At 54.2% G+C, this 12,076-nt stretch carries 14 protein-coding genes; 5 read left to right on the forward strand and 9 right to left on the reverse strand.

Annotation, left to right across the window (positions count from 1 at the left end; genetic code table 11):
- Window positions 1-33: 33 nt before the first annotated feature.
- Together dut and coaBC are read right to left on the reverse strand one after the other, a co-directional pair.
- Window positions 34-492 carry a dUTP diphosphatase gene (gene dut, locus AB8846_RS12785; protein WP_008502691.1) on the reverse strand — a complete coding sequence of 153 codons (459 nt, stop codon included), beginning with the start codon at window positions 490-492 and terminating at the stop codon, window positions 34-36.
- Complete coding sequence (gene coaBC / locus AB8846_RS12790) at window positions 470-1,681, reverse strand: bifunctional phosphopantothenoylcysteine decarboxylase/phosphopantothenate--cysteine ligase CoaBC (RefSeq protein WP_370732896.1); 1,212 nt, start codon at window positions 1,679-1,681, stop codon at window positions 470-472. The genes dut and coaBC overlap by 23 nt, the downstream gene beginning before the upstream one ends.
- 173 nt (window positions 1,682-1,854) lie before the next feature.
- On the opposite strand from coaBC, the gene radC reads away from it, so the two are divergent.
- The 4 genes from radC (at window position 1,855) to mutM (ending at window position 4,050) form a co-directional block, all read left to right on the forward strand.
- A complete protein-coding gene (gene radC, locus AB8846_RS12795) occupies window positions 1,855-2,523 on the forward strand; it encodes a DNA repair protein RadC (protein ID WP_370732851.1) in 669 nt (222 codons plus the stop codon).
- A 218-nt stretch (window positions 2,524-2,741) separates the two neighbouring features.
- Complete coding sequence (rpmB, locus tag AB8846_RS12800; RefSeq protein ID WP_002436699.1) at window positions 2,742-2,978, forward strand: 50S ribosomal protein L28; 237 nt, start codon at window positions 2,742-2,744, stop codon at window positions 2,976-2,978.
- A 22-nt stretch (window positions 2,979-3,000) separates the two neighbouring features.
- A complete protein-coding gene (gene rpmG, locus AB8846_RS12805) occupies window positions 3,001-3,168 on the forward strand; it encodes a 50S ribosomal protein L33 (protein WP_003024094.1) in 168 nt (55 codons plus the stop codon).
- Between the two features lie 72 nt (window positions 3,169-3,240).
- Window positions 3,241-4,050 (forward strand): bifunctional DNA-formamidopyrimidine glycosylase/DNA-(apurinic or apyrimidinic site) lyase, encoded by an 810-nt coding sequence (gene mutM, locus AB8846_RS12810; protein ID WP_023309890.1) that lies wholly within the window; start codon window positions 3,241-3,243, stop codon window positions 4,048-4,050.
- A gap of 2 nt (window positions 4,051-4,052) precedes the next feature.
- Here the strand turns inward: mutM and coaD are convergent, their stop codons facing one another.
- The 7 genes from coaD to rfaQ form a co-directional block, all read right to left on the reverse strand.
- A complete protein-coding gene (gene coaD / locus AB8846_RS12815) occupies window positions 4,053-4,532 on the reverse strand; it encodes a pantetheine-phosphate adenylyltransferase (protein ID WP_023334018.1) in 480 nt (159 codons plus the stop codon).
- Window positions 4,533-4,535: 3 nt separating this feature from the next.
- Window positions 4,536-5,306 (reverse strand): glycosyltransferase family 2 protein, encoded by a 771-nt coding sequence (locus AB8846_RS12820; protein ID WP_370732852.1) that lies wholly within the window; start codon window positions 5,304-5,306, stop codon window positions 4,536-4,538.
- Entirely contained in the window at window positions 5,306-6,580 is a 1,275-nt protein-coding gene (gene waaA, locus AB8846_RS12825) for a lipid IV(A) 3-deoxy-D-manno-octulosonic acid transferase (protein ID WP_370732853.1), read from the reverse strand. The genes AB8846_RS12820 and waaA overlap by 1 nt, the downstream gene beginning before the upstream one ends.
- Before the next feature lie 66 nt (window positions 6,581-6,646).
- The gene (locus tag AB8846_RS12830) at window positions 6,647-7,636 is read right to left on the reverse strand and encodes a glycosyltransferase (protein WP_252033384.1); all 990 of its coding nucleotides are present in this window, start codon (window positions 7,634-7,636) and stop codon (window positions 6,647-6,649) included.
- Window positions 7,637-7,647: 11 nt separating this feature from the next.
- On the reverse strand, window positions 7,648-8,748 hold the full coding sequence (locus tag AB8846_RS12835; protein ID WP_370732854.1) for a glycosyltransferase: 1,101 nt from the start codon (window positions 8,746-8,748) through the stop codon (window positions 7,648-7,650).
- Between the two features lie 2 nt (window positions 8,749-8,750).
- A complete protein-coding gene (locus AB8846_RS12840) occupies window positions 8,751-9,878 on the reverse strand; it encodes a glycosyltransferase family 4 protein (protein ID WP_063145456.1) in 1,128 nt (375 codons plus the stop codon).
- The gene (gene rfaQ / locus AB8846_RS12845) at window positions 9,875-10,945 is read right to left on the reverse strand and encodes a putative lipopolysaccharide heptosyltransferase III (RefSeq protein ID WP_370732855.1); all 1,071 of its coding nucleotides are present in this window, start codon (window positions 10,943-10,945) and stop codon (window positions 9,875-9,877) included. The genes AB8846_RS12840 and rfaQ overlap by 4 nt, the downstream gene beginning before the upstream one ends.
- A gap of 150 nt (window positions 10,946-11,095) precedes the next feature.
- Between rfaQ and AB8846_RS12850 the strand changes: the two genes are divergently transcribed.
- The gene (locus AB8846_RS12850) at window positions 11,096-12,052 is read left to right on the forward strand and encodes a polysaccharide deacetylase family protein (RefSeq protein WP_370732856.1); all 957 of its coding nucleotides are present in this window, start codon (window positions 11,096-11,098) and stop codon (window positions 12,050-12,052) included.
- The last annotated feature ends 24 nt before the right edge of the window (window positions 12,053-12,076 follow it).

The raw sequence follows: 12,076 nt of genomic DNA on the forward strand, positions 1-12,076 counted from the left end.
TATGACGCTGTGAGATACGTGTCTTTCGGGCCGTTATTTGCGCCCGGAATGGCCGAAGCCGCCTTCGCCACGGTCGGTGGCGTCAAAGTCTGCCACCAGGTTAAATTCTGCCTGTACCACCGGTACAAAGACCATCTGTGCGATACGCTCGCCCGGCTCAATGGTGAAGCTGTCCTGACCACGGTTCCAGACGGAGACCATCAGCTGACCCTGGTAGTCGGAGTCGATCAGGCCGACCAGGTTACCCAGCACAACGCCGTGCTTATGGCCCAGGCCAGAACGCGGCAGGATCACCGCTGCCAGCGACGGGTCAGCAATGTGAATTGCCAGGCCCGTTGGAACCAGGGTAGTGGCACCCGGAGCCAGTTCTACGGCGTCATCGAGACAGGCGCGCAGGTCAAGACCGGCAGAGCCGGAGGTGGCATAGGTTGGCAGCGGAAATTGCTCACCAACACGCGGGTCCAGAATCTTAACGTCGATTTTTTTCATCATAACGGGTAACGATCTCGTCGAGTAATTGTTGGCCCAGGAGTTCCTTGCGCTCAAGCGGTAAGACTTTATCTCCATCCTGCCAGAAAAGGTGCAGTGCGTTGCTGTCGCTGTTAAATCCTTGTGTGGCCAGCGATACGTCGTTCGCGCAAATCAAATCGAGGTTTTTGCGGGTACGTTTTTGCCGGGCATATTCTTCCACATTATTCGTTTCTGCGGCAAACCCAACAACGTATGGACGATGGCTTTTTAGTGCGGCGACACCGGCAACAATGTCCGGGTTTTTTACCATTTTTAGTGTTAATTCATCGCCTTGCTTTTTAATTTTAGCCTCAGCGATCGTCTCGGCACGATAGTCTGCGACGGCCGCACAGCCGATAAAAATCTGCTGGCTTTGCGCATGTGCCTGCACGGCGGCTTCCATTTCCAGCGCGGTGGTAACGTCAATTCGCTTCACAAACGCAGGGGTAGGCAGCGATACCGGGCCGCTCACCAGCGTGACGTTCGCGCCACGCCTTGCGGCGGCGGCGGAAATCGCAAAGCCCATTTTGCCGGAGCTGTGGTTGGTGATGTAGCGCACCGGATCCAGCGGCTCGCGCGTGGGGCCCGCGGTAATCATGATGTTGAGATGTTGCAGATCGTTGACAGGCGAAAAATGGGCTGCGGCCATATCAACAATCGTCAGCGGGTCAAGCATGCGACCCGGGCCAACATCACCGCAGGCCTGGCTGCCGCTGTCTGGGCCCCAGATAAGCAGGCCGCGTGAGGCCAGCGTCTCCAGATTGTGCTGGGTGGCCGCGTTACGGTACATCTGCTGGTTCATGGCAGGAACGACGGCAACAGGCGCAGGCGTGGCCAGACAAATGGTAGAGACCAGGTCGTTTGCCATACCGGCTGCGACCCGAGCGATTAAATCAGCCGTGGCGGGGGCGAGGATGACCAGGTCAGCCCATTTACCCAGCTCAATATGGCCCATCGCGGCTTCGGCGGCCGGATCGAGCAGGCTGTCAGATACCGGGTATCCTGAAACGGCCTGCAGGCTCAGGGGAGTGATAAAGGCTTTACCGCCTTCGGTTATCGCGACCCGCACATCCGCCCCGCGCTCGCGTAGACGACGCACCAGCTCCGGCGCTTTGTAGGCAGCAATGCCGCCGCTCACGCCAAGAACGATTTTTTTACCGGCCAGGCTCATCATGATTCTTTCCTGTTGGGTTTCACCAGAGAGCGGGCATTTTATCACAATCCCCAAAGCGGGGTGATTTTGTCCTTCGACCACTTTGCGAGGCGCTACGCAAGAACGCAATGTGGCCGTCGAGCGACGAATTGGCCTGTGGCAGCATGAGGTTAAAAAAGGGGAGAAAGAGCATGGAAGAAGAGGATGAGCAGCTGCTGCCGCGCGAAAAACTGCTGCGCTATGGCGTCACCCTGTTAAAAGACGATGAACTGCTGGCGCTCTTTTTACGTACCGGCACGTCCGGAAAAACGGTATTTACGCTGGCAAAAGAGCTGATAGCACATTTCGGTTCGCTGTACGGTTTACTGACCGCCGATCTGGCGCAGTTTAAGCATATTGAGGGGATTGGCGTGGCGAAATATGCCCAGTTGAGGGGCATTGCTGAACTTGCCCGCCGTTTTTACAATGTTCGTATGGAGAAGGAAGAACCGATCCTGACGCCCGCGATGACGCGTGAATTCCTGCAAAGCCAGTTAACCGATATTGAACGCGAGATCTTTATGGTGATCTTTGTCGATAACAAAAATCGGGTGCTGAAACATAGCTGTCTCTTTGCGGGCACGTTGAGCCACGTTGAGGTGCATCCGCGTGAAATTGTGCGGGAAGCGATAAAAGTGAATGCAGCGGGCGTGATCCTCGCGCATAATCACCCCTCTGGCTGTGCAGAACCGAGCAGAGCGGACAAAGAAATCACCGAACGCATTATCAAATGCTGTCAATTCATGGACATTCGTGTGTTGGACCATCTGATAATTGGCCGCGGTGAGTACATTTCTTTCGCAGAACATGGCTGGATTTAGGCTATTTCTCGCGATCCATCGGGATCTTTGTCTGTTCGGGACTTGAGCACACCGCCGAGTCAGCGTATACTACGCCACCTTTGAGAATCTCGGGTTTGGCATTTGGGCCTGGCAATCGAGAGTTCACTTAGAACTATGCGATGACCGGGCTGTAAAGCCTGACGAGGCGCCGATACCCCATACGAAGCTCGAGCTAATTTGATTTTTGGAGAATAGACATGTCCCGAGTCTGCCAAGTTACTGGCAAGCGTCCGGTGACCGGTAACAACCGTTCCCACGCACTGAACGCGACTAAACGCCGTTTCCTGCCGAACCTGCACTCTCACCGTTTCTGGGTTGAGAGCGAGAAGCGTTTTGTCACCCTGCGCGTATCTGCTAAAGGTATGCGTGTAATCGATAAGAAAGGCATCGATACAGTTCTGTCCGAACTGCGTGCCCGTGGCGAAAAGTACTAAGTACTTAAAGAGGAAATAAATCATGGCTAAAGGTATTCGCGAGAAAATCAAGCTGGTTTCTTCTGCTGGTACAGGTCACTTCTACACCACCACGAAGAACAAACGTACTAAGCCGGAAAAACTGGAACTGAAAAAATTCGATCCAGTTGTACGCCAGCACGTACTGTACAAAGAAGCTAAAATCAAATAATTTTAGTCTCCTTGTATCGAAAAACCCCGCAACTGCGGGGTTTTTTGCATTCTGCATCTCAACGGAGGAACCATGCCTGAATTACCTGAGGTAGAAACCAGCCGTCGCGGCATTGAGCCCCATCTGGTCGGCGCGACGATTCTTCACGCGGTGGTCCGCAATGGGCGTCTGCGCTGGCCGGTGTCCGATGAGATCCATGCCCTGAGCGATAAACCCGTCCTTAGCGTACAGCGTCGCGCTAAATACCTGCTGCTGGAGCTGCCCGACGGCTGGATTATTATCCACCTGGGGATGTCCGGGAGCCTGCGCATTCTTACCGAAGAACTGCCTGCTGAAAAGCACGACCACGTCGATCTGGTGATGAGCAACGGCAAAGTGCTCCGTTACACCGACCCACGGCGCTTTGGCGCGTGGCTGTGGACGAAGGAGCTGGAAGGGCATAACGTGCTCGCGCATCTGGGCCCGGAGCCGCTTTCAGACGCGTTTAACGCGGAATACCTCAAGGCGAAGTGTGCGAAGAAGAAAAGCCCGATTAAGCCTTGGCTGATGGATAACAAGCTGGTGGTGGGCGTGGGGAATATCTATGCCAGCGAATCGCTGTTCGCGGCCGGGATCCATCCCGATCGGCTGGCCTCTTCGCTGTCTGCGCAGGAGTGTGAGCTGCTGGTCCGGGTCATTAAGGCGGTACTGCTGCGCTCTATTGAGCAGGGCGGGACAACGTTGAAGGACTTCCTGCAAAGTGACGGCAAGCCGGGCTATTTTGCCCAGGAGCTTCAGGTGTATGGCCGTAAAGGCGAACCGTGCAGAGTCTGCGGCACGCCCGTTATTGCCACGAAGCACGCCCAGCGCGCCACGTTCTACTGCCGTCAGTGCCAGAAATAGGGTTACTTTAGCTTTTCCATCAATGCCTGGTGGACGTTAGTCGGCAGGAAATGGGTGACATCGCCGTGATGACGCGCCACCTCTTTCACCAGCGTGGAAGAGATAAACGACCACTCTTTGGAGGGCATCAGGAACACGCTCTCCAGCTCCGGCATCAGGTGGCGGTTCATGTGCGCCAGCTGCATCTCATACTCGAAGTCTGCCACCGCGCGTAAACCACGGATCAGAATGTTTGCCTGCTGGGCGCGGGCGAAGTTAGCCATCAAGTCGCTAAACCCGACCACCTCAACGTTCGGCAGGTGCGAAATGGCATCGGTGGCGAGCTGTACGCGCTCGTTGAGGTCAAACATCGGCTTTTTGCTGGGGCTGGCGGCAATGGCCAGGATCACCTTATCGAACATGCACGCCGCACGGGTGATGATATCAAGATGACCGTTGGTGATCGGATCGAAGGTACCCGGATAAATCGCTTTTGTGCTCATGGCTCACGTTTTCTCTGAGTAGCCGCGGCAGAGCGCCCACAGCTCGGTGTATTTGTTGAAAGTATACTGGGCATTTACTACCGCGAGTAACCAGCCCTGTTTGCCGTCCAGTACGCCACCACGCAGCAGCAGCGTTTTCAGGAACGCGCCCAGCGTGTGGGTGAAGATACCCGTCAGCGAGGCCTTCTTGCCGCGCTGGTGACGCTCCTGCGCCCATGCGGTGGCATAGTTGAGCTGTTTACGCTGGAAGCTCGCGAAATCACGGCAGGTCAGGTGCAGCAAATCGCCCGTCAGGGGGATGACCTGGGCGCTATCGCAGCTCAGGGATTCATGCACCAGATTATCGTTGTACTGATACCGCTCGCGCTCGTAGAGGCGCATCACGCGGTCGGGATACCAGCCGCTGTGGCGCATAAAACGGCCAAGGAAGTAGTTGCGGCGGGCAATGCTGTATACGGCGCCAGGCTGGGGCGAGGAAAGCACCGCCTGAATGGCCTGCTGAAGTTCTGGCGTAATGCGCTCGTCAGTATCGAGCATCAGGATATAATCACCTGTGGCATACCCCTGCGCGCGCTGGCGCTGGATGCCATAGCCCTGCCAGTCAGCGTCGACAAAGACTTTTGCGCCCGCCGCCCGGGCAACGTCCACCGTGTTGTCCGTACTTCCGGAGTCAAGAATAACTATCTCGTCAGCCCAGGCGACGGAGGCCAGGCAATCCGGAAGCAGGTCGGCGGCGTTTTTGGCGATCATTACGACCGACAGACGCGTTGACATTAGTGGCTCCGCTGGGGCAGATAAGGTTGCAGAAGCTGCAGCAGTCGGGTCAGTGCGCCCTGGTTCTGGTGCAGCACTTCGACGGCATGTCGCCCGTACCACAGGCGATAATCTTCGTCAGTCAGAAGGGTCGATACCTCTTTGACCACCGAATCCGCATCGGTCACGGTAATTAAACCATCGGCCTGCTGTAATTTCGCGCAGATATCTTTGAAGTTAAACGTGTGCGGCCCCATCAGCACCGGAATAGCGTGGGCTGCCGGCTCCAGCGGGTTATGACCGCCGCGCTCGACCAGGCTGCCGCCGACAAACGCGAGGTCAGCAATGCCGTACAGCAGCATCAGTTCGCCCATCGTATCGCCAATCACCACCTGGGTGCTGCCGGAAGGGATTTCACCGCTGCTGCGCAGCGTGAAGCTGAAGCCGCCTTTCTGGACCATTTCACGGGCATCTTTAAAACGCTCCGGATGGCGAGGCACGAGGATCAGCAGTAAATCAGGGAATTTTTCCAGCAGCTTGTGGTGAGCCTGCAGGATGATCTCTTCTTCGCCATCATGAGTACTGGTTGCAATCCAGACCTGACGACGTGGGGCCCACTGGCGACGCAGTGTGATCGCACGGGCGGCGAGCTCAGGGGTAACAGAAATATCAAATTTCAGGCTGCCCGTTACCGCAAGCTGGTTGCGTTTCAGGCCCAGCGCGATAAAGCGCGCCGCGTCCTCTTCGTTCTGCGCGGCAATCAGCGTGATCCTGCTGAGCAGGCGGCGCATAAATTTGCCCAGCTTGCCGTAACCTTTCGCCGAGCGCTCTGACAGGCGCGCGTTGGCAATCACCAGCGGAATTTTACGGGCATGCAGGGCGGAAATCATGTTCGGCCACAGTTCGGTTTCCATCACGATCACCAGCTTCGGGCGCACGGTGTTGAGGAAACGATTCATTGCGCAGGGCAGATCGTAAGGCAGATAGACGTGCTGCACGTCTTTGCCGAAAGCGGATAACGCGCGCTCGGAGCCGGTCGGCGTCATCGTCGTGACGGTGATTGGCAGCGACGGATAGCGGTGACGCAGGGCGCGAACCAGCGGGATCGCCGCCAGCGTTTCACCGACAGAAACGGAATGCAGCAAAATACCGTCCGGTGTGACTTTATTGCGGCAGAAGCCATAGCGTTCAGCCCAGCGTTTACGATACGCAGGCGCTTTCCGGCTACGAAGCAACAGTCTCAGCCACACCAGTGGCTGAATGATGTAGAGCAGAGCGGTATACAACAATTCCAAGCGATTATCCGTTTTTTTAGTTTCGGCGGGCAAATTCTAAGCATTTAGGCCAGGTAAAGCTATCTCTTATGCCAGATACCGTTTCAAACGGAAATAACGTCGACCCAGCCGCCAGCGCAGACGCGGACTTTTTGCACTTTTCCAGATGAGTTTCCAGATGCCTGTTTCGAAGAACTCTTTGATAATCATCGATTTCTTCTTCTCATCCTTCATGTTGTCGAAGGTGTGAATAATTCCCAGCCCCTCTTTGGCAATTTGCCAGTGGCAGGCAGGGATCCCTTTCACTTTATCCGGGTAACGCTGATTGATGGCATCGAGCAGCTGCAGGATTTTCATGTAGTGACGCGCGGAGCGAATCAGCGTGTCGTCATTGTCCGGCATATGGGATACCGATGCAGAGTGAATGTAGTAGTCGTAATAACGCTCACTGGTGTACTGAACCCGCTCTGCCGCGAGCAGCACTTCGGTGGTCCACGGGATATCCTGATGGCGCAGGCCGGGTTCGAAATGGAAACTGTGTTTACGGATAAAGTCGTGGCGATAGATGTTCAACCACGTGACGTGAAGGAACTTACGCGAATCCAGCGCCATTTTTAACCACGCCGGGCCAGCCATGACCCCTGTCGAAGCCAGTTTGTCTTCAGGGAAGATCGGGCGTGAGGGTTTCTTGTTGTTCTCCCAGACGTAGTTCCCGTTACAGGTGGCGACATCCAGATCCTGCGTAACAGCCATCTCCAGCAGTCGCTGGTACATGCCGGGTTTAAAGACATCATCAATATCCGGGAAAGAGAGATATTGTCCCGTCGCAACGGCCAGACCGGTGTTACGCGCGATGGATACGCCCTGGTTTTGCTGTTCTATGACCTGCAGCTGCGGCAGTTTTTCTCGCCAGTTTTCGACGATCTCCATTGAGCGGTCAGTAGAGCCATCATTGACAATAATGACTTCCATGCTGTCGATGCGTTGATTCACAAGGCAGGTAAAGAACTGATCCAGGAAAGCTTCACCGTTATAAACGGCAACCACCACGCTCAACAATGGGGCTGAATTTTGCATAAGAAACCTGATTATTTTTGATTGTCGACCAGAGCAATATATTGCTGGCAAATGGCACTAATACCGAACGACGCGATGGTTGCATCGCCAACGACCGGCGGGGCGGTATAAATCTCCGCCAGCGTTTTTGCCAGTGACGCGTCATTTAACTCTGCCAGCCCGCGCGCTAAGGGTCCGGTGAGGATTTCGGCGGGGCCGCCGGGGCAATTTGTACTGACCGGTGGCGTCTGGCAGATAATGGCTTCGACCAGCACATTACCAAAACCTTCGCAGTCAGAACTTAACACTAAAAGGCGCGCCCCTTTAATCCAGGGATAGGGATTAGAATCGAACGGGCGGAAAACCGCTTTGTTTTCAATACCCAGCTCGGCAGCAAGCTGCTTGAGTTTTTGAATTTGCGCTTCGGATCCATTGCCCATCATGACCAGCGTTGTGTCAATTTTACTCAGGGCAAACGCACGTAAAAGGCGGTCGTGGCGTTTGTGCTCATGGAAGCGGCCAACATGAATGATGTAATCCTTTCCCTGCATCTCGAAGGGAGCATCCGCCAGACGCTGAATTTCAGGAATATCGAAAGGATTATGGATAACCGCTTTGCGTCGAAGATTGAGCGCCAGCGTCTCGGAAAGATCTTTCAACACGGCGTCTGAGACGGCGACAACGTTACGGTTTTCGTAGGTATGACGAATTTTAAGGTGTTTAAACCAGCGTGAAAGTCCGCTGCGATGGCGAAGATAGGAGAACGAGAACATGCCGTGCACGCAGAACCAGACTTTGTCACGTTCCAGCGCGCGGCAGTGCGCCACAATGCGGTCAGTTTTGTGCAAATGAGAGAAAACCACATCAAATTTGCCGCTGTGCTCAGCCCGTTCAATCGCCTGATCTAACAGGTGAGCGCGGCGTGGGATCTCCGTCAGCTTTCGCCACGGTTTTTTACATATGTCCTGAACAACCTGATAATCGATGCCTTCCGGGATGGCGTAGTCGCACACTTTCCGCAGAGAGAATAGAGAGACCTGATGCCCCATTTCTATTAACCCACGGGAGAGTGTAAGAACCGTTTTTTCAGCTCCTCCACCGGGTAAACCATCAATAATCATTAGGATGCGCATTTTTAATCCAGTAATTTTTGATAAAGCGTAATAAGCTGACTTGATAGTTTTTCGGGAGTGGCGTCTTTTACACGTTCACGTGCCGCTCGTCCCATATTGTTATTTTTTTCCAGAGAAGGGACGGCTGTTACCGCTTCCTTCAATGTACTGATATCAAGTGCGTCACAATAAAACCCGTTCTGGCCTTGTTGAATAAATTCTGCACCACCGCAACTCTCTGAAGTAATGACGGGCAAGCCGCAGGCCATCGCTTCAAGAATGACGTTAGGAAAGGGATCATACAGCGTTGGCAACAGTAAACCATCGGATAGCTGATAAAAAGGCAGAGTTTCTTTTTGCACCCCCAGGAAACGGATTTGCCCCTCGCAGCCTAACGAACGGGCGAGGTCGCGATAACGACTTTCTGCCTTATCTTGTCCAACCACAATCAGCCAGGCTGATGTTCCCGCGATAGCGCGTATGGCGCTGGCCAATCCTTTTCGTTCAAACCCTGAGCCTACAAAACAGAACACAACCGCATCGGCTGGCAAACCAAACTGTTGGCGCAAAATCGCACGCTGTGACTCCTGGGCCGGAATGAAGCGGCTGGAATCAATAGAATTATAAATCACATGGATTTTATTTGCGTCAATATCAAAGTCTTCAACGATTTCGCGTTTGATCATCTCCGCATTACAGATTACGGCTTTTAACTCAGGTGCCTGATACATTTCCCGTTCCGCACGCATCACGTAGCGGTGATAGCGGTCATACATCAGCATTTGCGCGCGCCAGGCCGGTAAAATGCGCGCGCGCTGCAGCAGCCAGCGGCGATGGACCCCATCACCCGCGCGATAGATATCACAACCCGGGATGCGCTCATGGCTTTGAACAATATCAAACTGCTGCTGCTGCCACAGCGCGCGCGCGGCCTGTGCAAATCCGCGCTCACGACTGATGCGACCCCACTTTTGAGGGTTGCAAATGTGAATATGCCAGTCGTCTTGCTTCTCTCCCTGCCACTCACGCGTGATGACGTTGAGTTCAAGGTTCTGATTGCTCAGCGCGGTAAGGGCGCGCGAAACGAAGCGTTCCGCTCCGCCATCAGGGCGATACTTTTGGCGAACAATGGCCAGACGATGGTCTTTCATGGCAGATATCTCCTTGCGGCGGAGACGACAGCATCAACGGGAATGGCGTCGAGATAGCGTTCTTTCGTTTTGGTATCAATGGCATCCGGATCGGGGAGCGGGCCGTAATCGCCGGCCCAGATCACTTCCCCTTTAACCTGCCATGGAGACCAAAACGTCAGTTTAGAAGGGCCAAACAGCGCCACGCAGGGCGTTTGCAGCGCGGCGGCCATATGCATCGGCACGGAGTCGACACCAATAAACAGAGAGGCGTGATCGATAAGCGACGCCAGTTGACGCAGCGTCAACTGGCCCGCCAGCGAAACGACACCGGTTTTCGGTGCGGCAGCGAGTATGCGATCGATCATCGCCAGCTCTTTTTTATCCGGCCCCGCGGTGAGCACAACCGTATGGCCATCCTGCTGCAGTGCAGTAATGGTTTGCGCCATTTTGTCTTCGCTCCAGCATTTAAAGAACCAGCGGGACGTCGGCTGGATCACAACATAGCGCTCGCCCACACCCGACTGCGTCAGTCTTTGACGGGCATGATCCCAGTCCTCTGCGGCGTAGGCCATGGTGACGGCAGGCTGCGGCGCGACCGATAATGGCGTCAAAATGGAGAGATTCTGTTCGACCGTATGCAGGGATTTGTGGCCGTCGACAGAGACCAGATCGGTATGACAAAAACGCCAGAATGCACTGTTGCGTTTGTTAAACGCGAATCCGAGGCGAACGGGTGCGCCGGTAAAACGGGTGACGATAGCGCTACGCCACTGATCGGCAAGGTTTATGACCAGATGATAATGCTGATTTCTTAACGCGCACAGCAACTGCCACTCTTTTTGAAGATGCTTCAGCGTGCCCAGCTGCTTCCATTTACGATCGATTCCATAAATTGTACCGATCGCCGGATGCGCGGCGAGCATATCGCGCGTTTCTTCATACAGCAGGACATCAATCTGCGCCTGCGGCCATTTTTGACGTAACGAATCAATGACGGGAGTGGTCAGCAACATGTCGCCATGATGGCGGAGTTTGATAAGTAAAATGCGCAAATCAGGCGTGTCAGGTAAGTTATTCATCATCATCTTATCGGCGTTGTACTGATGGCAATTCTAATAGACCTGATAGCGACTTGCACTCTTTCTCCATAATCTCAGGAATTTCCCTGGAAGGGTTTACTCATGCTTTGGAGAGTGCGTAACATAGCGCTAACTTTCCTGTCTTGCGGACTCATTATGAACAAACCAGCGTTTATCATCACAATTGATACTGAGGGCGATAATCTCTGGCAAAATCACCGCGTCATTAAAACCGAAAACGCGCGCTATCTGGCGCGGTTCCAGACGCTTTGTGAGCGTTTCGGCTTTAAGCCCGTGTGGCTGACCAATTACGAGATGGCGATCGAACCCGTTTTCATTGAATTCGCCAGGGATGCGATCGCCCGCGGTCAGGGGGAAGTGGGGATGCACCTTCACGCATGGAATAGCCCACCGGAGCACGATCTCACAGGAGATGACTGGCGCTGGCAGCCTTATTTGATTGAGTTTTCGGATGAGGTGATGCGCGAGAAAGTGCTGTTCATGACCCGCCTGCTGGAAGAGACCTTCCAGACCAAAATGTTAAGCCACCGTGCCGGGCGTTGGGCATTTGATAGCCGCTATGCAAAATTGCTCGTTGAACTGGGTTATCAGGTGGATTGTTCCGTGACGCCGCGGGTGAACTGGCGCAATGCGAAGGGTGCACCGCAGGGTAATGGCGGAACGAATTATCAGCATTTTCCCGACCACGCCTATTTTATGGATTTAGATAATATTTCCCGGGCGGGCAATAGCCCATTACTCGAAGTGCCGATGAGCATTCAGTATAAACACCCGGCCTGGTTGAACACGATTAAACAAGGTTACGACAGACTTCGCGGTAAATACCGTTCACCCTCGGTCAACTGGCTAAGACCGTCCGGTGGGAATGCGGCGCAGATGATTCAGGTCGCACAGCAATGCCTGTCTCAGGGAAGTGAGTACGTGGAGTTTATGCTTCATTCGTCGGAATTTATGCCTGGCGGAAGCCCTACGTTTAAAGATGAGGCGGCGATCGAAGGGCTGTATCAGGATTTAGAAACGCTCTTTAGCTGGTTATCCGATAAGACGGTGGGGATGACGCTGGCGGAGTTTTATCAAAACAAGAAAAAATAATGCCCGCATCAGCGGGCATAATCA

Origin of the sequence: Enterobacter sp. KB-221C9, from assembly GCF_041320715.1 — a bacterium.
GTDB lineage: Bacteria > Pseudomonadota > Gammaproteobacteria > Enterobacterales > Enterobacteriaceae > Enterobacter > Enterobacter asburiae_D.